Raw genomic sequence first — 20,942 nt, forward strand, 5'->3', positions numbered from 1 at the left:
GCACCGCCGCGGGGCCGCTCCGCAACGGCGAGGAGGACCGGAATGGCGTCGACGCTCGACGCGGTGGTGGTGGGAGCCGGGCCGAACGGTCTGACCGCGGCCGTCGAACTGGCCCGCCGCGGACTGTCGGTGCAGGTCTTCGAGGCCGCCGGAGCCATCGGCGGCGGCGCGCGCACCGAGGAGCTGACCCTCCCCGGCTTCCGGCACGACCCGTGCTCGGCGGTGCATCCGCTCGGCGTCGGGTCGCCGGCCTTCCGCGCCATGCCGCTCGACCGGCACGGCCTGGAATGGCTCCACCCCGAGCTGCCGCTGGCCCACCCGTTCCCGGACGGCACCGCCGCGGTGCTGGCCCGCTCGGTGGGCGAGACGGCCGCCTCGCTCGGTGCCGCGGACGCGGCCGCCTACCGGCGGCTGGTCGCCCCCTTCCTCGGCCGCTGGGACACCCTCGCCCCGGACGTCCTGCGCACCCAGTGGCTCGGGCTGCCGAGGGACCCGGTCACCTGGGCGCGCTTCGGCCTGTTCGCCGCCCGGCCCGCCGGCTGGCTCAACCGCCGCTTCCGGCAGGACAAGGCGCGCGGCCTGTTCGCCGGACTCGCCGGGCACGCCGTCTCCCCGCTCACCGGTCCGGCCACCGGCGGCATCGCGCTCACCTTCGCCGTCGCCGCCCACGAGGTCGGCTGGCCCGCGCCGCGCGGCGGGTCCCAGGCCATCTCCGACGCGCTCGGCTCCTACCTGCGCGAGCTCGGCGGCGTGCTGCACACCGGGTTCGAGGTCAAGCGGCTCGACGACCTGCCGCCCGCCCGCGCGTACGTCTTCGACACCTCGCCCACCGCGCTGGCCCGCATCGCGGGACTCGGCAACGCCTACCGCGGCTACCGGTACGGCCCCAGCGTTTTCAAGATCGACTACGCGCTGTCCGGTCCGGTGCCCTGGACCGCGGCACCGGCCCGCCGGGCGGGGACCGTCCACATCGGCCCCACCAGCGGTGAGATCGACGCCGCGCTGCGCGCCGCGGTCGGCGGCCAGGACCCCTCGGTGCCGTTCCTGATCACCGCCCAGCCGTCGCTGACCGACCCCACCCGGGCCCCCGAGGGCAAGCACGTGTTCTGGGTGTACGGCCACGTCCCGAACGGCTGGGAGGGCGACGCCACCGAGGTGATCGAGCGTCAGCTCGAACGGTTCGCGCCCGGTTTCCGCGACCTGGTCCTGGCCCGCGCCACCGCCGGGCCCCCGCAACTGGCCGCCCGCAACGCCAACTACGTCGGCGGCGACTTCGCCTGCGGTACCTTCAGCGGCCTCCGCGGCGTGCTGCGTCCCAAGCTGACCCGGGTGCCCTACACCACCGCCCACCCCGCGGTCTTCCTCTGCTCCTCGGCGACCCCGCCCGGCCCCGGGGTGCACGGCATGTCCGGGCACCACGCGGCCCGGACGGTGTGGCGGCGGCTGCGCGCGGACGACTGACCCCCCGCCCCCGGGGTGTGCTCCCGCTCATGGACGCCGGCCGTCCCGGCGGTGAGAATGCGCTCGTGGAGATCACCATCGCGGCGGAGCACGACGCCGACGCCATCGCCGAACTGCACACGGCCAGTTGGCGGCGCGCCTACACCGACCTGTTCCCGGCGTGGTACCTGAACGGCCCGCTCCTCGCCGAACGCCGGCGAAGCTGGCGGGGGCGCCTGGCCGAACCCGTCCCGGGCGGCGCGCTGTTCCTGGCGGTGGAGACGGGCGAACTGCTGGGCTTCACCTACCTGGAGCCGAAGGCGGACGGGCGCGTCATCCTCGACAACCTGCACGCCCGGCCCGGCGCGACCGGACGCGGGGTGGGCGGCCGGCTCCTCCGCCACGCCCTGGGCTGGACCGCGCAGGCGCACCCGGGCCGGGACGTCTACCTGGAGGTCCTGCAGGGCAACACCCGCGCCGTGGCGTTCTACGAGCGCCACGGAGGCCGCCGCACCGCCTCCCGCGTCTGTCACTTCGAGCAGGGGTTCGCACTCCCCGAGTTCGAGTACACCTGGCCCGCCGGCACGCCCGTGGCCGACGCCTCGTTCTGACGCGGCGACCGCCGGCCGTCGCGGCACTCTGCGCCGCGCCCCCGGCCGCCGCCTGCCCCGGACGCGTGCTGGGGCCGCTGGGCCGGCCGGTCACGGACAGCACGGCGATCCGGCGCGGCCGGGACGGAACGCCCGGACCCCGCCGGTCCCTCAGTGCGGGATGCGGTCGATCAGCTCGCGGGCACCCTGCCGCAGCAGCGCCACCGCCACCGAGGTGCCCAGCGTCGCCGGGTCCAGCGGACCGGCCCACTCGTGCGCGTCCAGCACGGTCTTCCCGTCCGGGGTGAACACCCGGGCCCGCAGCGACAGCCGGCCGTCCCGCTCGGCCCGCGCGAACCCCGCGATCGGTGAGTTGCAGTGGCCCTGCAGCACATGGAGCAGCATCCGCTCCGCGGTGATCTCCCGCCACGCCTCCGCGTCACCGAGCCCGGCCACGGCCTCGATGGTGGCGGTGTCGTCCTCCCGGCACTGAAGCGCGAGCACCCCCGCGCCGATCGGCGGACACATCGTCTCCACCGGCAGCACCTCGCTGATCCGGTCGGCGCGCCCGATCCGCTCCAGGCCCGAGACCGCCAGCAGCAGGGCGTCGCACTCGCCCGCGTCCAGCTTCGCCAGCCGCCGGTTGGCGTTGCCGCGCATCGGCACGCACTCCACATGCGGGTGGGAGATGGCCAGTTGGGCGCTCCGCCGCACCGACGAGGTGCCGATCCGGGCCCCTGTGGGCAGCTCGTCCAGGGTCAGCCCGCCGGGGTGCACCAGCGCGTCCCGGATGTCGTCCCGCTTGAGGTAGGCGGCGAACACCGTGCCCGCGGGCAGCGGCCGGTCGGCCGGCACGTCCTTGACGCAGTGCACCGCGAGGTCGGCCTCCCCGGCCACCAGCGCCGCGTCCACCTCCTTGGTGAACGCGCCCTTGCCGCCGAGCGCCGCCAGGTCGCCCATCCACCGGTCACCCGACGTCGTCACCGGGACCACTTCGGTACGGATCTCCGGCCGCAGCGCGGCCAGTTCGGTCCGCACCCGCTCGACCTGCGCGAGGGCCATGGGGGAGGAGCGGGAGACGATACGGATGGTGGTGGGCGTGGAGCCTGAGGCAGACGGCATGGCCTCCACGATAGGGGGTCCGCCGGGCCGTTCCGCGCGCCACCTCGCCCGCCGCGCCGCCCGCCCCGCGGGTCCTGGGCGCCACCTGCGCCTTCACCGGCGGCCGCTGCCGTCCGGCCCGCGGACCCCGCCGCCGGGGAAGCCCTCGGCGATCAGAGCGGCGAGGTGCACGAGCGACTCCCGGGTCGCGGGGGCCGGCCGCTCCAGGTCCAGCCGGGGGGTCGAGCGCAGCTCGGGGTCGTACGGCACGGTGGCCACGGCACGGCACAGCCCCCGGTACCGGTCGCCGCAGTGCCTCCCGCCCGGCGCGCCGCCGCAGCAGCGGGAGGGCGAGGTCCGGCGCCCCGCGAGGCCGGCCTGCGGGGGCCCGAGGCCCGGTGAGCCGACCGCCATGTCGGATTTCCGCGAGCCCCGCCCCCGTCCGGTGCCCGATGCTGGAGGGCATGCACACCGACCACGACCGGTGCGTACGCGCCGTGCAGTCCAAGGACGCCCGTTTCGACGGCTGGTTCTTCACCGCCGTCCTCACCACCCGCATCTACTGCCGTCCCAGCTGCCCGGTCGTGCCGCCGAAGGTGCGGAACATGACCTTCTACCCGAGTGCCGCCGCCGCCCAGCAGGCCGGTTTCCGCGCCTGCAAGCGGTGCCGCCCGGACGCCGCGCCGGGCTCCCCGCGCTGGAACGAACGCGCCGACGCGGTGGCCCGCGCGATGCGGCTGATCGGCGACGGCGTGGTCGACCGCGAGGGGGTGCCGGGGCTGGCCGCCCGACTCGGGTACAGCACCCGCCAGATCGAGCGCCAGCTCCGCGCCGAGCTGGGGGCCGGCCCGCTGGCCCTGGCCCGTGCCCAGCGGGCCCAGACCGCCCGGCTGCTCATCGAGACCAGCGCGCTGCCGATGGCGGACGTCGCCTTCGCCGCCGGATTCGCCAGCGTCCGCGCCTTCAACGAGACGGTGCGGGAGGTGTTCGCCCTCACCCCGACCGAGCTGCGCCGGCGGGCCCGCGGCGGCGCCCCGGCCACCGCCCCCGGCGTGCTCACCCTGCGGCTGCCGTTCCGCGCGCCGCTGTGTCCGGACAACCTCTTCGGGCACCTGGCCGCCACCGCGGTGCCGGGGGTGGAGGAGTGGCGGGACGGCGCCTACCGGCGGACCCTGCGGCTGCCGTACGGCCACGGCGCGGTCACCCTGCGCCCGCACCCCGACCACATCGAATGCCGGCTCTCCCTCACCGACCTGCGGGACCTGGCCGGGGCCATCAGCCGCTGCCGGCGCCTGCTCGACCTGGACGCCGACCCCGAGGCGGTGGACGCCTCACTCGGCGCCGACCCGGTGCTGGAACCGCTGGTGCGCAAGGCCCCCGGCCGCCGGGTGCCGCGCACCGTCGAGGGGGCGGAGTTCGCGGTCCGGGCCGTGCTGGGCCAGCAGGTCTCCACCGCCGCCGCGCGGACCCTCGCGGGCCGCCTGGTGACCGCCTACGGGGAGCCGGTGGAGGACCCGGACGGCGGTCTGACCCACCTCTTCCCGACCGCCGGCGCCCTGGCCGAGGCGCTGGCCGGCCCCGCCCCGGCGGCCCTCCCGGCCCCCGGGCCCGGCCCGGTTGACCCCGGGCCCGCCGCCGACCGCCCCGCGGCCGCCCTGGCCATGCCCGCCGCCCGGCGCGCCACCGTCGTCGGACTGGTCCGCCGGCTCGCCGCCGGGGACCTGGCGCTGGACGTCGGCAGCGACTGGGAGGAGGCCCGCCGCAAGCTGTCCGAGCTGCCCGGCGTCGGCCCCTGGACCAGTGAGATCATCGCGATGCGCGCCCTCGGCGACCCGGACGCCTTCCCGCACACCGACCTGGGGGTACGCAAGGCGGCGCGGGCGGCGGGCCTGCCGGCGACCCCGGCGGCCCTGGTCCGGCACTCCGCCGCCTGGCGGCCCTGGCGCGCCTACGCGGTGCAGTATCTGTGGGCGACCGACGACCACCCGATCAACCGGCTGCCCGCCTGAGCCCGCCGCCGCACCGCCCGCCGCCCCGGCACCCCGCCGGGGTGGCGCCCGCCCACCACGAACGGAAAGCCGGCACCCGACCCCATGACCCGCGTCCACACCCTCGTCGACAGCCCCTACGGCCCGCTCACCCTGGTCGCCACCGACGGCGTCCTCAGCGGTCTGTACATGGTGGGCCAGCGCCACCGGCCCGCCGAGGAGACCTTCGGCAGCCCCGACGACACGCCGTTCACCGAGGTGACCCGGCAGCTCGACGCCTACTTCACGGGCGGCCTCACCGAGTTCGACCTGCCGCTGCGGATGGCCGGGACGCCGTTCCAGCTGCGGGTGTGGGAGCAGCTGCGGCGCATCCCCTACGGCGAGACGATCTCCTACGGGACGCTCGCCGACCGGCTCGGCCAACCGAGCGCCTCCCGCGCGGTGGGCCTGGCCAACGGCAAGAACCCGATCGGCATCATCGTCCCCTGCCACCGGGTGGTGGGCGCCTCCGGGAGCCTCACCGGGTACGGCGGCGGGCTGGACCGCAAGCGCCGGCTGCTGGACTTCGAGAGCGGCACCAGGGACTCCGGCACGCTGTTCTGAAGCCGGCGGCCCGGCCCGCACGGCCGCCGGGCCGGGCCGGCACGCCCCGGCCGGGTGCCGCACGCCCCGGCCGGTCCGCACGCCCGGGCGGGGATCAGACCTCGGCCGCGATCCGGTCCAGCAGCGCGGGCAGCGCCGTGCCGATCGGCTCCCGGATCAGCTCCGCCGCCAGCGGGTCGTACGGCGTCGGCTCGGCGTTGACGATGATCAGCCGGGCCCCGTGCTCCGCGGCCAGCCCGGCGAGCGAGGCGGCGGGCTGCACCTGGAGACTGGTGCCCACCGCGACGAAGATCTCGCACGCCTTGGTGACCGCGACCGCCTCTCCCAGCACCACCGGGTCCAGCCCCTGGCCGAACATCACCGTCGCCGACTTGAGGATCCCCCCGCAGGCGAGGCACGCCGGGTCGCTCTCGCCCGCCGCCACCCGCGCCAGCGCCTCGGCCATCTCCGACCGGGCCTGGCAGCGGGTGCACTGCACCACCCGGGCGGTGCCGTGCAGTTCCAGCACCTTCCGGTCCGGCATCCCGGCCAGCTGGTGCAGACCGTCCACGTTCTGCGTGATCACCCGGACCGGGACCCCGGAGCGCTCCAGCCGGGTCACCGCGTCGTGGGCCGCGTTGGGCCGGGCGCGCAGCGCCTCGCTGTCCCGCCGCATCAGCCAGGAGCGGCGCCGGACGTCCGGGTCGTTCATGTAGTAGGCGTAGGTGACCAGCTTCTCCGCCTCCGGGTCGCGCCGCCACAGCCCCTGCGGGCCCCGGTAGTCCGGGATGCCGGAGTCCGTGGAGATCCCGGCCCCGCTGAGGATCGCCACCAGGGGGGCGCGCCGCGTCGCATCGCTGCTCATGCCGGCGAGGGTACGCAGCCGGCCGGGCGGCGGCGAGTGCGTTTCCGGCGGCGGGTAGAGTCCGGCGCGCCGTATCCACCGGGGAACGGTGCACGGGGGAGGCCGGGACATGGGAACGATCGTCTGGCTGTCCGACGCGAGCGCGCACACCTCGCTCGGCGGACGGAACAAGGGGCGCGAGCCGGAGGACGGACGGGTCTTCCGCGAGATACGGGTCGCCGACGGCCCGACCCCCGAGGAGCGCGCGCAGGGCCGCCCGCTGGTCCACCCGGAGCGGGTGCTGCCGCCCGGCGGAGCCGACGAGTACCGCGCCGCGCGCAAACAGGGGGCCCGGCACCTGGTGCTGTGGGCGGACCCCTACCGGCAGCGGGCGGTCGCGCACATCCGGACCGTCTCCGCGGCGAAGGGCGCGCCGGCGACGTTCGAGGTGCTGGGCGAGGACGGCGCCGCGCTGGCCCGGATCACCCGGGAACCGGCCATGCGGGGCCGCCGGGTCCGGACCCGCTGGACGGTCCTGCAGCAGGGCGCGGAGCCGGCCGCGGGCCTCAAGGGCCGGCCGTTCTGGTGGGCCGTGTGGTGGCTGATCTCGCCGATCCAGGTGGCCATCGCCGTCGGCAGCCTGGTGGCCGGCAGCGGCGACGTCGCCCGCACCCCGCGCCGTACCAGGTGGCGGCGGCACGGACGGGTGGTGCTCGACTACGCCAACGGGCCCGACGGCTTTGAGCTGGAGGTGCTGGAGGAGGGGTGGGACTGGCGGGTCACCGCCGCCCTCGTCGCCCTGCTGACCAGCCACGGCAGCTGGCTCGCCACCGCGTGGGACGAGCTCGCGCAGTAGCCCTGGGAGGCGCCGGGCGTATAGGGTCGCAGCGGCGCGACTCCTGTGGAACAGCAAGGGGTAGCAAGGTGACGGACACCAGTGTGCTCATCGCCGCGGACAAGTTCAAAGGGTCGCTGACGGCCGCGCAGGTCGCCGAGCACGTCACCGCCGGCCTGCGGCGCGGCGCGTCCGGGACCGTGCGGGTGGAGACCCTGCCGGTCGCCGACGGTGGCGACGGCACGGTCGACGCCGCGGTCGCGGCCGGTTTCGAGCGCCGTGAGGCGCGGGTGACCGGGCCGCTCGGCGAACCGGTGACCGCCGCGTACGCGCTGCGCCAGGACACCGCCGTGGTCGAGATGGCCGAGGCGTCCGGCCTGCGCCATCTGCCGCCCGGGGTCTTCGCGCCCCGCACCGCCACCACCTACGGCACCGGCGAGCTGCTGCGCGCCGCACTGGACGCGGGGGCGCGCACCATCGTCTTCGGGGTCGGCGGCAGCGCCACCACCGACGGCGGCGCCGGGATGCTCAGCGCCCTCGGCGCACGGCTGCACACCGCCGACGGCAGCCCGGTGGGCCCCGGCGGAGGCGCGCTGCGGGAGCTGGCCACCGCGGACCTCTCCGCGCTCGACCCGCGCCTGGCCCGGACCGCGATCGTCCTCGCCAGCGACGTCGACAACCCGCTCACCGGCCCCAAGGGCGCCCCGGCGGTCTACGGTCCGCAGAAGGGTGCCTCGGAGGCGGACGTGGCGGAGCTGGACGCGGCGCTGGCCCACTACGCGCGCGTCCTGGAGGAGGCGATCGGCGGCCGGGCGGCCGCGTACGCCCAGGCCCCGGGCGCGGGCGCGGCGGGCGGCATCGGCTACGGGGCCCTGGTCGGCCTCGGCGCGACCTTCCGCCCCGGCATCGAGGTCATGCTCGACGTGCTCGGTTTCGCCGCCGCCCTGGAACGCGCCGACCTGGTGATCACCGGGGAGGGCTCGCTGGACGAGCAGACGCTGCACGGGAAGGCCCCGGCTGGGGTGGCGGCGGCGGCCCGGGCCCGGGGCCGGCGGGTGCTGGCGGTGTGCGGGCGGCTGGCCATCGACCGGGCCGCGCTGAACGCCGCCGGCATCGAGCGGGCGTACGCCCTCACCGACCTGGAGCCGGATCCGGAGCGCTGCATGGCCGAGGCCGGGCCGCTGCTGGAGCGCACCGCGGCCCGTCTCGCCGCCGACGCCTCGCTGTGACGCCGCCGCCCGGCGGGCGGCGGCCCGGCGCCTGAGCGCACCCCGCGCGGGCGGCGGGCGGGGCGGCACCCGCCGCGCCCGGCCCGCCGCCCGCGCTGCCCGCCAGACACCCGCGCCTCCGGCCCGCCGCCCGCTCTGCCGGACAGGCACCCGTACGGACGGGCGGCACCCGTGCCAACGGCGCGGGCCCCGGACGGTGATCGTCCGGGGCCCGCGCCGTTCTTCTGATGTGTGCGACGCCGCTACGGCAGCTGTGCCGCCCGCGCCTCGCGCCGGTTGTCGCGGAAGGTGTTCACCCGCCGCGCCGTGGCGAACAGCGGGATCACCGCGCCCATGACCAGCTGGAGCGAGCACGCCGTCTGCAGCAGCAGCTCACCGCCGGGGGCCTCGAAGGCCCAGGCCGCGAGCAGCCCCATGCTGGTGACGATCCAGCTGAGCATCGCGACGGCCAGTCGCCCGCGCGGCTTGGGGTACTCCACGCGGCTCACCATCAGCCACGCCACCCCCACGATCGCCAGCAGGGTCGGCACGAACGGCAGGCCCAGCAGGACCACGGAGACCACGGTGAGCGCACCGAACGGGCTCGGCATGCCCTGGAACATGCCGTCCTTCACCGGTACGCAGGAGAATCTCGCAAGCCGCAGCACCACCGCCAGCAGCACCACGATCGCCGCGACCGCGGACACCCGCTCGTGTGCCCCGTCCGCGATCATGCCCCAGACCAGCACGAAGTACGCCGGTGCCAGACCGAAGCTGATCAGGTCGGAGAGGTTGTCCAGCTCCGCGCCCATCGCCGAGCTGCGCAGCTTCCGCGCCACCAGGCCGTCGAAGAGGTCGAACACCGACGCGAGCAGCATCAGCATCACCGCGGTGGCGGCGCTGTGCCGCGCCATGCCGCCGTCCTCGTTGCCGGTGAGGTGGGGGATGAGCACCCCGGTGGTGGTGAAGTACACCGCCATGAAACCGCACGTGGCGTTACCGAGTGTGAGGGCGTCGGCTATGGACAGCCGGGTCGACAGCGGCATGTCGTCGGTGTCGTCCACCTCGACCTCGGCCTCGGGGACCCAGGCCGAGGTCTTGGTATCGGGATCAATCACGGTCAAGACGAGTCACCCCCGCCACCGTCGGCTGGCCCACCTCGACTGCGACGTCCACGCCTTCCGGGAGGTAGATGTCGACGCGCGAGCCGAAGCGGATCAGGCCGATCCGCTCACCCTGCTCGACCTTCACGCCCTGCGGCAGGTACGGCACGATGCGCCGGGCGACGGCGCCGGCGATCTGCACCATCTCGATGTCGCCGAGCTCGGTGTCGAAGTGCCAGACGACCCGCTCGTTGTTCTCGCTCTCCTTGTTGAACGCCGGGACGAACCCGCCGGGGATGTGCTCCACGGAGGTCACCGTGCCGGCCAGCGGCGCGCGGTTGACGTGGACGTTCAGCGGGCTCATGAAGATCGCGACGCGGGTGCGCCCGTCCTTCCACGGCATGATGCTCTGCACCACGCCGTCCGCCGGAGAGATGACCCGCCCCTGAGCGATCTCTCGCTCAGGGTCACGGAAGAACCACAGCATGCCCGCCGCCAGCGCGGTGGCGGGCACGGCGACGGCTGCCCAGCGGCCGGAGCGGCGGGCCGTTGCGGCCGTGAGACTGACCGCCGCGGTGGCGACGGTCGGCAGGAGCCACGGCGATGCTCCGCGCGCGAGGCGTACGCCGGAAAGGCTGTCGCGTGGTGCAGAGGTAGGGCTGTGGGGCATGGATGACCTTCGTAGCGGAGGGTGCCGCGTAGCGAAAACGGGGACGGCGGCTTTCCGGGATGGTATCGGTTGCGAGCGGTAACTGGGCAAGCGCCGAGGTCAGTCGGTGGCCGAACTCCCATGGCGCGGTGTGATCTTGTTCTCTCCGATACCATCCCGAAACAGACATTTAACCTTGTATACGGTACTCCTCCAGCAGGCGCCGTCCGATGATCATTTTCTGAATCTCGGCGGTGCCTTCACCGATGAGAAGCATCGGGGCCTCGCGGTAGAGGCGCTCGATCTCGTACTCCTTGGAGAAGCCGTAGCCGCCGTGGATGCGGAAGGCGTCCTCCACGACCTCTTTGCAGTACTCCGAGGCCAGGTACTTGGCCATGCCCGCTTCGAGGTCATTGCGCTGGCCCGAGTCCTTTTTCCGGGCGGCGTTGACCATCATCGCATGAGCGGCCTCGACCTTTGTAGCCATTTCGGCCAATTTGAACTGGATGGCCTGATGCTGCGCGATCGGCTTCCCGAAAGTGCTTCGCTGCTGTGCGTATGCAACGCCCAGTTCGAAGGCGCGCTGGGCGACACCGCAGCCGCGGGCGGCCACGTTGACCCGGCCGACCTCCACGCCGTCCATCATTTGGTAAAAACCGCGCCCGGTCGCCCCGCCGAGGACCCGGTCGGCCGGGACCCGCACCCCGTCCAGGATCAGCTCGGTGGTGTCGACGCCCTTGTAGCCCATCTTCTCGATCTTGCCGGGGACGGTGAGTCCCGGCCTGACCTCGCCGAAGCCCGGCTCCTTCTCGATCAGGAAGGTGGTCATCGACTTGTGCGGCTTGGCGGCGGCCTCCTCCGGGGAGAGCCCCTCGTCGGTCCGGCACAACACCGCCACCAGCGAGGACGTACCACCGTTGGTCAGCCACATCTTCTGGCCGGTGAGGACGAACTCGTCGCCGTCCCGCTCGCCCTTGGTGCTGATCGCCGACACGTCCGAGCCGAGCGCCGGCTCCGACATCGAGAAGGCGCCGCGGATCTCGCCCAGCGCCATCTTCGGCAGGAAGTGGTCCTTCTGCTCCTGTGTGCCGTGCTGCTTGAGCATGTACGCGACGATGAAGTGGGTGTTGATGATGCCCGACACACTCATCCAGCCGCGGGCGATCTCCTCGACGCAGAGCGCGTAGGTGAGCAACGACTCACCCAGGCCCCCGTACTCCTCGGGGATCATCAGCCCGAAGACGCCGAGTTCCTTGAGGCCCTCGACGATCTGCGTCGGGTACTCGTCCCGGTGCTCCAGCTCGGTGGCGACCGGCAGGATCTCCTTGTCGACGAAGTCCCGGACGGTGGAGAGGATCTCCTGCTGGATGTCCGTCAGCCCGTCGGTCCGCGCGAGACGTCCCATCTCACTTACTTCCTTCCTGCAGCTCGGGCCGGCCGGGCTGCTCGCCGCCGCGCTCCGTGATGTACGTCTCGGTGGGGACCATCACCTTGCGGCGGAACACGCACACCAGGGTGCCGTCCTGCTTGTAGCCCTTGGTCTCGACGTGGACGATGCCGCGGTCGCTCTTCGACTTCGACGGGGTCTTGCCGAGCACCGTGGTCTCGCCGTAGATCGTGTCGCCGTGGAAGGTCGGCGCCACGTGGCGCAGCGACTCGATCTCCAGGTTGGCGATCGCCTTGCCCGACACGTCCGGCACGGACATGCCCAGCAGCAGGGAGTAGATGTAGTTCCCCACGACGACGTTCTTCCCGAAGTCCGTCGTCTTCTCCGCATAGTTGGTGTCCATGTGGAGCGGGTGGTGGTTCATGGTGAGCAGACAGAAGAGGTGGTCGTCGTACTCGGTGACCGTCTTCCCGGGCCAGTGCTTGTAGACGGCACCGACCTCGAACTCCTCATAGGTGCGGCCGAACTGCATGGGTTACGCCTCCGGGGCCTCGAACTTGGACGTACGGGTCATGCCGGCGGCCCGGCCCTTGCCCGCGATCACCAGCGCCATCTTCCGGCTGGCCTCGTCGATCATCTCGTCGCCGAGCATCGCCGAGCCCTTCTTGCCGCCCGCCTCGGAGGTGCACCACTCGTAGGCGTCCAGGATCAGCTCGGCGTGGTCGTAGTCCTCCTGGGAGGGGGAGAAGACCTCGTTCGCCGCGTCCACCTGGCCCGGGTGCAGCACCCACTTGCCGTCGAAGCCCAGCGCCGCCGCGCGCCCGGCCACCTCGCGGTACCCGTCCACGTTCTTGATCTGGAGGAAGGGACCGTCGATCGCCTGCAGGTCGTGGGTGCGGGCGGCCATCAGGATGCGCATCAGGATGTAGTGGTAGGCGTCCGCCGGGTAGCCGGGCGGCTGCATGCCCACGACCAGCGACTTCATGTTGATGGAGGCCATGAAGTCCGCCGGGCCGAAGATGATCGTCTCCAGCCGCGGCGAGGCGGCGGCGATCGCGTCGACGTTGACCAGGCCCTTGGCGTTCTCGATCTGCGCCTCGATGCCGATCCTGCCGACCTCGAAGCCCATGGTCTTCTCGATCTGGGTCAGCAGCAGGTCCAGCGCCACCACCTGCTGGGCGTCCTGGACCTTCGGCAGCATGATGCAGTCCAGGTTCTGGCCCGCGCCCTCGACCACGGTCACCACGTCCCGGTACGTCCAGTGCGTGGTCCAGTCGTTGACCCGCACCACCCGGGTCTTGCCGGTCCAGTCGCCGTTGTTCAGGAAGTCCACGATGGTGTGCCGGGCACCCTCCTTGGCCAGCGGCGCACACGCGTCCTCGAGGTCCAGGAAGACCTGGTCGGCCGGGAGGCCCTGGGCCTTCTCCAGGAAGCGGGGGTTGCTGCCCGGCACGGCGAGGCAGGAACGGCGCGGACGCAGCCGGTTCACAGGGGAAGAAGTCTCGGTCATGCGGGGACCTCCAGAGGGTCGAGCTTGTTCGCTGTCCGGATCTCGTCGACGATACGGCCGATGATCTCAGTGATGCCGAAGTCCTTCGGCGTGAAGACGGCGGCGACCCCGGCCTCGCGGAGGGCCACCGCGTCGGCGGCGGGGATGATGCCGCCCGCGATGACGGGGATGTCACCGGCCCCGGCCTCGCGCATCCGGACCAGCACGTCCGGCACCAGCGCCGCGTGCGAGCCGGACAGGATCGACAGGCCGACGCAGTGCACGTCCTCGGCGACGGCCGCCGAGACGATCTGCTCGGGGGTGAGCCGGATCCCCTGGTAGACCACCTCGAACCCGGCGTCGCGGGCCCGTACCGCGATCTGCTCGGCGCCGTTGCTGTGCCCGTCCAGCCCGGGCTTGCCGACGAGCAGCCGCAGCCGCCCGGAGCCGAGGTCGGCGGCGGTCCGCTCCACCTTGGCGCGCACCGCCGCGAGCGGGGTGCCGGCCTCGGCGGTGACCGCGACCGGGGCGCTGCTGACGCCGGTCGGCGCCCGGAACTCGCCGAAGACGTCCCGCAGCGCCCAGGACCACTCGCCGGTGGTCACCCCGGCCCGGGCGCACTCCAGGGTGGCGGCGAACAGGTTCTCCTCACCCGCCGCGGCCTTCTTGAGCGCGGAGAGGGACTCCTGGGCCCGTGCCTCGTCCCGCTCGTCCCGCCACCGGCCGAGGGCGGCGACGACCCGTGCCTCGTTCGCCGGGTCCACCGTCATGATCGCGGTGTCCAGGTCGGCGGTGAGCGGGTTGGGCTCGGTGGACTGGTAGCAGTTGACGCCGACGATCTTCTCCTCGCCGGCCTCGATGCGGGCCCGGCGCTCGGCGTGCGAGGAGACCAGCTCGGACTTGAGGTAGCCGGACTCCACGGCGGCCATCGCGCCGCCCATCTCCTGGATCCGCTCGATCTCGGCCAGGCAGTCGGCGACCAGCGCCGACACCTTCGCCTCGATGACGTGCGAACCGTCGAAGATGTCCGCGTACTCCAGCAGGTCGCTCTCGTGGGCCAGGACCTGCTGGATGCGCAGCGACCACTGCTGGTCCCAGGGCCGGGGCAGGCCCAGCGCCTCGTTCCAGGCGGGCAGCTGCACCGCGCGGGCGCGGGCGTCCTTGGAGAGGGTGACCGCCAGCATCTCCAGCACGATGCGCTGGACGTTGTTCTCCGGCTGGGCCTCGGTCAGGCCGAGCGAGTTGACCTGGACGCCGTAGCGGAACCGCCGCTGCTTGGGGTTGGTGATGCCGTACCGCTCACGGGTTATCTGGTCCCAGATGCGGCCGAAGGCGCGCATCTTGCACATCTCCTCGACGAACCGCACCCCGGCGTTGACGAAGAAGGAGATGCGGGCGACCACGTCGCCGAACTTCTCCTCCGGCACCTGCCCGGAGTCGCGCACCGCGTCCAGCACCGCGATCGCGGTGGACATCGCGTAGGCGATCTCCTGCACCGGGGTGGCCCCGGCCTCCTGCAGGTGGTAGCTGCAGATGTTGATCGGGTTCCACTTGGGGATGTTGGCCACCGTGTACGTGATCATGTCGGTGGTCAGCCGGAGCGAGGGGCCGGGCGGGAAGACGTACGTCCCGCGCGACAGGTACTCCTTGACGATGTCGTTCTGGGTGGTGCCCTGGAGCCTGGTGATGTCGGCGCCCTGCTCCTCGGCGACCACCTGGTAGAGCGCGAGCAGCCACATGGCGGTCGCGTTGATGGTCATCGAGGTGTTCATCTGCTCCAGCGGGATGTCCTGGAACAGCCGCCGCATGTCGCCCAGATGGGAGACCGGGACCCCGACCCGGCCCACCTCGCCGCGGGCGAGGACGTGGTCGGGGTCGTAGCCGGTCTGCGTCGGGAGGTCGAACGCGACCGACAGGCCGGTCTGGCCCTTGGCGAGGTTGCGCCGGTACAGCTCGTTGGACGCCTCCGCGGTGGAGTGCCCGGCGTACGTCCGCATCAGCCACGGACGATCCTTCTGACGCTCAGTCATGGATGCGCTACAGCCCCTCAGATGTCACGGAAGCGGTTGATGGCGTCGATGTGCTTGGCACGCATCTCGTGATCACGGACGCCCATCCCCTCCTCGGGCGCCAGGCACAACACGCCGACCTTGCCCTGGTGGAGGTTGCGGTGGACGTCGTACGCGGCCTGGCCGGTGTCCTCCAGAGCGTACGTCTTGGAGAGCGTCGGGTGGATCTTCCCCTTGGCGATCAGCCGGTTGGCCTCCCACGCCTCGCGGTAGTTGGCGAAGTGCGAGCCGACGATCCGCTTGAGCGACATCCACAGGTAGCGGTTGTCGTACTCGTGCATGTAGCCCGAGGTCGAGGCGCAGGTGGTGATGGTGCCGCCCTTGCGGGTGACGTACACGCTGGCACCGAAGGTCTCACGGCCGGGGTGCTCGAAGACGATGTCGATGTCCTCGCCGCCGGTCAGCTCGCGGATGCGCTTGCCGAAGCGCTTCCACTCCTTGGGGTCCTGGGTGTGCTCGTCCTTCCAGAACCGGTAGTCCTCGGCGGTGCGGTCGATGATCGCCTCGGCGCCCATCGCCCGGCAGATGTCGGCCTTCTGCTCGCTGGAGACCACGCAGATCGGGTTGGCGCCGCCGGCCAGCGCGAACTGGGTGGCGTAGGAGCCGAGGCCGCCGCTGGCGCCCCAGATCAGCACGTTGTCGCCCTGCTTCATCCCGGCGCCGTTGCGGGACACCAGCTGCCGGTAGGCGGTGGAGTTGACCAGCCCGGGGGCGGCCGCCTCCTCCCAGCTCAGGTGCCCCGGCTTGGGCATCAGCTGGTTGGACTTCACCAGGGCGACCTCGGCGAGCCCGCCGAAGTTGGTCTCGAAGCCCCAGATCCGCTGCTCGGGGTCCATCATCGTGTCGTCGTGCCCGTCGGGGCTCTCCAGCTCCACCGAGAGGCAGTGCGCCACGACCTCGTCACCGGGCTTCCAGGCGTTGACGCCGGGTCCGGTGCGCAGCACCACGCCCGCGAGGTCGGAGCCGATGACGTGGTACGGCAGGTCGTGCCGCTTGGTCAGCGGGGAGAGCTTGCCGTACCGCTCCAGGAAGGCGAAGGTCGAGACCGGCTCGAAGATCGAGGTCCACACCGAGTTGTAGTTGACCGAGCTGGCCATCACGGCGACGAGGGCCTCGCCGGGGCCGAGCTCGGGGACCGGGACGTCGTCCAGGTGCAGGGACTTGCGGGGGTCCTTCTCCCGGGAGGAGAGGCCGGCGAACATCTCGGCCTCGTCCTTGTGCACCGTGACCGCGCGGTACGACTCGGGCAGGGGAAGGGCGGCGATGTCCGCGGGCGTGCTGTCGGTCGCGAGAATCGCGTCCAGGATGTGGTTCACGTGGGCCTCCGGCGAAGCGTTTGGGGACGCTTGAGGGAACGCTGGGGTCGGTATGACGGGTGCTGTGCGGTGCCGTCGGTTCGGCGGAGGTGGTGCTCGGCGGTGCGCTGGTGGCGCGGTTCCCCGGACCGGACGAGTCCGGGGGAGGGTGCCTGTGACGCAGGCGTCCGGGCGCGCGGGGGAGCGTTGCGGGGACAGCCGACGCACGACGGTTCGCTGCGCGCCGGCCGCCCGGACACCTTCAAGGTATGGCACGCCGTGCCATGGTTCAAGACACTGGGTGCCAACAATTTCTCTCAGTTGTCATCCGGGGTGCACGCATGAGCAAAACGGCCGCCCTGTGGCAGGGCGGCCGTCGCTGTGTGCGCGCGTGCCGAAGGAGGCTCGCGCATGTCGTCGATCGAGGGTGGGTGCGCGGTGGCGGCCGGGCGGCGGCCGGGCAGCGGCCGGCGCCGGCGGCCGCCGCCCGGTCCGCACCGGGGCGGCAGCGGGTACCGGTACCGCGCGCTACGCGCGCTTCAGCGCCCGCTCGATGGTCCGCATGACCTCGTCCAGCGGGGCGTCCGTGCGGGCCACCGCGACCAGCACCTCGCCCTCGGTGGAGGTGGTGGCGGCCGGGCCGCGGACCTCCGACCGGCCCGCCCCGATGCCCGTCCCGAAGGTCTCCCGGACGATCGCGAAGGCGTGGTCCAGCTGGGTCTCCACATCGCCCTGGCCGCCCGCCCGCAGCCACCGCCGCAGCACGTGGTTGTGCGCGGTGACCACCGCGGACGCCGCCACCTCGGCCAGCAGCGGATCGTCGTCGCCGACCTGGTGCGCGCCCTCGTCGAAGTGGCCCAGCAGATAGCGCGTGAACAGCCGTTCGTAACGCGCCACCGACGCGATCTCGGCCTCCCGCAGCGCGGGCACCTCACGGGTCAGCCGGTAGCGCTCCACCGAGGCCGCGGGCGAGGCCGCGTACATCTTCATGACCTCCTTGATGCCCCGGCACACGGTGTCCAGCGGGTTCTCGTGCGCCGGGGCGGCCTCCAGCACCGCCTCCGCCCGCACCAGGGTGTCGTCGTGGTCCGGGAAGATCGCCTCCTCCTTGGACCGGAAGTGGCGGAAGAAGGTGCGCCGGGCCACCCCCGCCGCGGCCGCGATCTCGTCGACCGTCGTCGCCTCGTAGCCCTTCGTCGCGAACAACTCCATCGCGGCGGCGGCCAGTTTGCGGCGCATGGTCAGACGCTGTGCCGCCGCGCGGCGGGCGCCTGCGCTCTCACTGCCGTCGGAGGGGGATGTTCGGGTCGAACGGGCGGACTTCACGGGCTGGGACATGTGGGGAACGTAACACGCCGGTGAGTGCGTGTGCCGGGGCGGACCACCGGCCGGTTCCAGCAGCCCGCCCCAGCCCGGGTCCGGCTCAGGCCTTCGCATACTCGCGGAAGCCGCGTCCGGTCTTCCGCCCCAGGCAGCCCGCCGCGACCAGGTGCTCCAGCAGCGGCGCCGGCGCCAGGCCCGGGTCGCGGAACTCCCGGTGCAGCACCTTCTCGATCGCCAGCGACACGTCCAGGCCGACCACGTCCAGCAGCTCGAACGGGCCCATCGGGTAGCCGCCGCCCAGCTTCATCGCCGCGTCGATGTCGTCCAGCGAGGCGTAGTGCTCCTGGACCATCTTCACCGCGTTGTTCAGGTACGGGAACAGCAGCGCGTTGACGATGAACCCGGCCCGGTCGCCGCAGTCCACCGGGTGCTTGCGGACCGTTGCGCACACCTCGCGCACCGTGGCGTGCACCTCGTCGGAGGTGAGCACCGTCCGCACCACCTCCACCAGCTTCATCGCCGGCGCCGGGTTGAAGAAGTGCATCCCGATCACGTCCTGCGGCCGCGAGGTCGCCCGGGCGCAGGCGATCACCGGCAGCGAGGACGTGGTGGTGGCCAGCACCGCGCCCGGCTTGCACACCTTGTCGAGCGTCCCGAACAGCTGCTGCTTGACGGCCAGGTCCTCGGCGACCGCCTCCACCGCCAGGTCCACCTCGGCGAACGCGTCCAGCGACGCGGCCGGGGTGACCCGGGCCAGCGTCTCGTCCCGGGCCTCGGCCGTCAGCCGGCCCTTGGCGACCGACCGCTCCAGCGACTTGGCGATCCGCGCCTTGGCCCGCTCCGCCTTCTCCGCGCTGCGGGCCGCGAGCACCACCGCGTAGCCGGCCTTGGCGAACACCTCGGCGATCCCGCTGGCCATGGTGCCCGACCCGGCGACCCCGACGCTCCGCACGGTGCGGCCGGCGCCGCCCGCCTGCCGCGCGCCCGGCGTACGGTCGTCCGGCACCACCTCGGCGCTGCCCGCCCCGGCGTAGGTGTAGAAGCCGCGGCCGGCCTTGCGGCCGGTGAGCCCCGCCTCGCTGAGCTGCCCCAGGATGGGCGCGGGCGCGTGCAGCCGGTCGCGGGACTCGGCGTACATGGCCTCCAGCACGGTCCGGGCGGTGTCGACGCCGATCAGGTCCAGCAGCGCCAGCGGCCCCATCGGCAGACCGCAGCCCAGCTTCATGGCCGCGTCGATGTCCTCGCGGGTGGCGTACTTCGACTCGTACATCGCGGCGGCCTGGTTGAGGTAGCCGAAGAGCAGACCGTCGGCGACGAACCCGGGCCGGTCGCCCACCGCCACCGGCTCCTTGCCCAGCGCACGGGCGAGTTCGGTGACCGCGGCGACCGCCGCCGGAGCGGTCAGCACCGAGGAGACGACCTCCACCAGCTTCATCGCCGGCGCCGGGTTGAAGAAGTGCAGCCCCAGCACCCGCTCCGGGCGGGCCGAGTCGGCGGCCAGCCGGGTCACCGACAGCGCGTTGGTGCCGGTGGCCAGGATGGTGTCCGGCCGGACCACCGCGTCGAGCGCGGAGAAGACCTCGTGCTTGAGCGCGTAGTCCTCCGGCACCACCTCGATGACGAGGTCGGCGTCGGAGGCGGCGGACAGCTCCAGCGAGGTGCGGAACCGGGCCAGCACCTCGCCGCGCTCCCGCTCGGTGATCCGCTCACGGCGCACCGCGCGGGCGGTCGAGGACTCCAGCGCGGCGACGGCCTGCCGGACCGCGTCCGCGCTGACGTCGATGCCGATCACCTGGTGCCCGGCGCGGGCGAGCACCTCGGCGATACCGGCGCCCATGGTGCCGAGGCCGACGACGGCCACGGTCCGCAGCGCGGAGGCAGGGGAGGAGGAGGGTTCGGGGGAGGGGAGACGGCCCATGGCGAGACTCCAGAGAATGGTCCCCGGGCACGGGGAGGGGTGACGACTGGAAGACCCCGATCCGGCCGAACGCGGACACGAGCGTTGGCGGGAAAGGGAGTTATGCGCTCCTGGGCGGGCACCACTGGTCGTAGATACCCGCGAAGAAGGCTTGCGGCCGGCCCTGTCCCGGGGCCGTGCCGTACTCGAGTGCCGAACCGACTTCACTCTCGGCGGCTGCGTCACCAGGCCGCCCGAGCACGAGTGCTGCTCGTGGACGGGAGCTTAACTCGCGGGTAACCGGGAACGCCAGGGTTCGTTACGACTCTTGCGCTGTGGCGCGCGCCACGGCGCACAGCCACTTGGGGAGGGATCGGGTCATGGAAGACGACTTCCGCGCACTGGCCGACAGGGTGCGGGCTTCACTCACGTCCCCCGAGGAGACCGCCGCGTACGCCGCGCTGCTGGCCCTCGTCCGGGACCGCACCCCCGCCGCGCGCGAGAAGCTCGCCCGTGTCCTGGTCGCCCCCGAGCAGCCGCTGTGGGCGCGGGAGACCGCCGCCTACGTCCTGGGCAGCGCCGGCGACCGGCGCGCCTTCGAAACCCTGGTCCTGATGCTCAACTACCGCGACCCGGTGCGCTGCGTCACCGCCGCCCGCGCCCTCGCGCGGCTGGGCGACCCGCGCACCGCCCGCGCCGCCGCCGCGCTGGCCACCAACCCGGTGCGCACCCACTACGCGCTGCACCCCATCCGGCTGCTGGTGGAACTCCGCGCCCCGGAGTCGGTGCCCGCCCTGATCGCCACCCTGGAGCGGCTGCTGTCCGCCCGCGACCACCACTGGCCGATCGCCCGCGCCTGTGTGGAAGGGCTCGGGGCGCTCGGCGACCCGCGGGCCATCCCGGTGCTCACCGTGGCCAGTTCCTACCCCCAGCTCACCGCGGCCGCCGCCGCGGCGCTGGCCCGCGCCGAGGCGCACCCGGACGCGCGCCGGGACCCGCGCCAGGGGTCCGGCACCCGGCCCGGCGCCGCGGCGCGGCCCGCTCCGGGGCACCGCCCGGCCCCCGGCGCGCGCCCCGGCGCCGTGCGCCGCGCTCCGGGCACCGGGCCCGGACCGGGCCGGCGCCCGGCGACTTGACCCTGA

19 protein-coding genes are annotated in these 20,942 nt (G+C 73.3%); 7 read left to right on the forward strand and 12 right to left on the reverse strand.

Annotation, left to right across the window (positions count from 1 at the left end):
• The first annotated feature begins 42 nt into the window (after window positions 1-42).
• Both ACH4B3_RS08095 and ACH4B3_RS08100 read left to right on the forward strand, forming a co-directional pair.
• A complete protein-coding gene (locus tag ACH4B3_RS08095) occupies window positions 43-1,461 on the forward strand; it encodes a phytoene desaturase family protein (protein ID WP_398461914.1) in 1,419 nt (472 codons plus the stop codon).
• A 65-nt stretch (window positions 1,462-1,526) separates the two neighbouring features.
• Window positions 1,527-2,051, forward strand: a complete 525-nt coding sequence (locus ACH4B3_RS08100) for a GNAT family N-acetyltransferase (protein WP_398461915.1) — start codon at window positions 1,527-1,529, stop codon at window positions 2,049-2,051.
• 150 nt (window positions 2,052-2,201) lie between these two features.
• On the opposite strand, the gene hemC is transcribed toward ACH4B3_RS08100, so the two are convergent.
• Both hemC and ACH4B3_RS08110 read right to left on the reverse strand, forming a co-directional pair.
• On the reverse strand, window positions 2,202-3,152 hold the full coding sequence (hemC, locus tag ACH4B3_RS08105; protein WP_398461916.1) for a hydroxymethylbilane synthase: 951 nt from the start codon (window positions 3,150-3,152) through the stop codon (window positions 2,202-2,204).
• Window positions 3,153-3,245: 93 nt separating this feature from the next.
• Complete coding sequence (locus ACH4B3_RS08110) at window positions 3,246-3,401, reverse strand: hypothetical protein (RefSeq protein ID WP_398461917.1); 156 nt, start codon at window positions 3,399-3,401, stop codon at window positions 3,246-3,248.
• A gap of 194 nt (window positions 3,402-3,595) precedes the next feature.
• On the opposite strand from ACH4B3_RS08110, the gene ACH4B3_RS08115 reads away from it, so the two are divergent.
• Both ACH4B3_RS08115 and ACH4B3_RS08120 read left to right on the forward strand, forming a co-directional pair.
• Window positions 3,596-5,140, forward strand: a complete 1,545-nt coding sequence (locus ACH4B3_RS08115; protein ID WP_398461918.1) for a DNA-3-methyladenine glycosylase 2 family protein — start codon at window positions 3,596-3,598, stop codon at window positions 5,138-5,140.
• 84 nt (window positions 5,141-5,224) lie between these two features.
• The gene (locus ACH4B3_RS08120) at window positions 5,225-5,722 is read left to right on the forward strand and encodes a methylated-DNA--[protein]-cysteine S-methyltransferase (RefSeq protein WP_398461919.1); all 498 of its coding nucleotides are present in this window, start codon (window positions 5,225-5,227) and stop codon (window positions 5,720-5,722) included.
• A 94-nt stretch (window positions 5,723-5,816) separates the two neighbouring features.
• Here ACH4B3_RS08120 and ACH4B3_RS08125 read toward each other — a convergent pair whose 3' ends face one another.
• Entirely contained in the window at window positions 5,817-6,566 is a 750-nt protein-coding gene (locus ACH4B3_RS08125; RefSeq protein WP_398461920.1) for an SIR2 family NAD-dependent protein deacylase, read from the reverse strand.
• A gap of 109 nt (window positions 6,567-6,675) precedes the next feature.
• Here ACH4B3_RS08125 and ACH4B3_RS08130 point away from each other — a divergent pair, with 109 nt between their 5' ends.
• On the forward strand, window positions 6,676-7,401 hold the full coding sequence (locus ACH4B3_RS08130; protein ID WP_398461921.1) for a hypothetical protein: 726 nt from the start codon (window positions 6,676-6,678) through the stop codon (window positions 7,399-7,401).
• A gap of 83 nt (window positions 7,402-7,484) precedes the next feature.
• Complete coding sequence (locus tag ACH4B3_RS08135; protein ID WP_398462320.1) at window positions 7,485-8,609, forward strand: glycerate kinase; 1,125 nt, start codon at window positions 7,485-7,487, stop codon at window positions 8,607-8,609.
• 242 nt (window positions 8,610-8,851) lie between these two features.
• Here the strand turns inward: ACH4B3_RS08135 and pssA are convergent, their stop codons facing one another.
• The 9 genes from pssA to ACH4B3_RS08180 form a co-directional block, all read right to left on the reverse strand.
• The gene (gene pssA, locus ACH4B3_RS08140) at window positions 8,852-9,712 is read right to left on the reverse strand and encodes a CDP-diacylglycerol--serine O-phosphatidyltransferase (protein ID WP_398461922.1); all 861 of its coding nucleotides are present in this window, start codon (window positions 9,710-9,712) and stop codon (window positions 8,852-8,854) included.
• Window positions 9,699-10,361, reverse strand: a complete 663-nt coding sequence (locus ACH4B3_RS08145; RefSeq protein WP_398461923.1) for a phosphatidylserine decarboxylase — start codon at window positions 10,359-10,361, stop codon at window positions 9,699-9,701. Before ACH4B3_RS08145 ends, pssA begins: the two co-directional genes overlap by 14 nt.
• A 169-nt stretch (window positions 10,362-10,530) precedes the next feature.
• The gene (locus tag ACH4B3_RS08150) at window positions 10,531-11,745 is read right to left on the reverse strand and encodes an acyl-CoA dehydrogenase family protein (protein ID WP_398461924.1); all 1,215 of its coding nucleotides are present in this window, start codon (window positions 11,743-11,745) and stop codon (window positions 10,531-10,533) included.
• Window position 11,746: 1 nt separating this feature from the next.
• Window positions 11,747-12,259, reverse strand: coding sequence for a MaoC family dehydratase (locus ACH4B3_RS08155; RefSeq protein ID WP_398461925.1), 513 nt, complete (start codon window positions 12,257-12,259; stop codon window positions 11,747-11,749).
• Between the two features lie 3 nt (window positions 12,260-12,262).
• The gene (locus tag ACH4B3_RS08160) at window positions 12,263-13,237 is read right to left on the reverse strand and encodes an HpcH/HpaI aldolase/citrate lyase family protein (protein WP_398461926.1); all 975 of its coding nucleotides are present in this window, start codon (window positions 13,235-13,237) and stop codon (window positions 12,263-12,265) included.
• The gene (locus ACH4B3_RS08165; protein WP_398462321.1) at window positions 13,234-15,267 is read right to left on the reverse strand and encodes a protein meaA; all 2,034 of its coding nucleotides are present in this window, start codon (window positions 15,265-15,267) and stop codon (window positions 13,234-13,236) included. Before ACH4B3_RS08165 ends, ACH4B3_RS08160 begins: the two co-directional genes overlap by 4 nt.
• The gene (ccrA, locus tag ACH4B3_RS08170; protein WP_398461927.1) at window positions 15,264-16,601 is read right to left on the reverse strand and encodes a crotonyl-CoA carboxylase/reductase; all 1,338 of its coding nucleotides are present in this window, start codon (window positions 16,599-16,601) and stop codon (window positions 15,264-15,266) included. Before ccrA ends, ACH4B3_RS08165 begins: the two co-directional genes overlap by 4 nt.
• Window positions 16,602-17,108: 507 nt before the next feature.
• Entirely contained in the window at window positions 17,109-17,918 is an 810-nt protein-coding gene (locus ACH4B3_RS08175; protein WP_398461928.1) for a TetR family transcriptional regulator, read from the reverse strand.
• A gap of 85 nt (window positions 17,919-18,003) precedes the next feature.
• Entirely contained in the window at window positions 18,004-19,821 is a 1,818-nt protein-coding gene (locus ACH4B3_RS08180) for a 3-hydroxyacyl-CoA dehydrogenase family protein (RefSeq protein WP_398461929.1), read from the reverse strand.
• A 359-nt stretch (window positions 19,822-20,180) separates the two neighbouring features.
• On the opposite strand from ACH4B3_RS08180, the gene ACH4B3_RS08185 reads away from it, so the two are divergent.
• Window positions 20,181-20,936 (forward strand): HEAT repeat domain-containing protein, encoded by a 756-nt coding sequence (locus ACH4B3_RS08185; protein ID WP_398461930.1) that lies wholly within the window; start codon window positions 20,181-20,183, stop codon window positions 20,934-20,936.
• The last annotated feature ends 6 nt before the right edge of the window (window positions 20,937-20,942 follow it).

This window comes from Streptomyces sp. NPDC018031 (genome assembly GCF_044327625.1).
Taxonomy (GTDB): Bacteria; Actinomycetota; Actinomycetes; order Streptomycetales; family Streptomycetaceae; genus Streptomyces.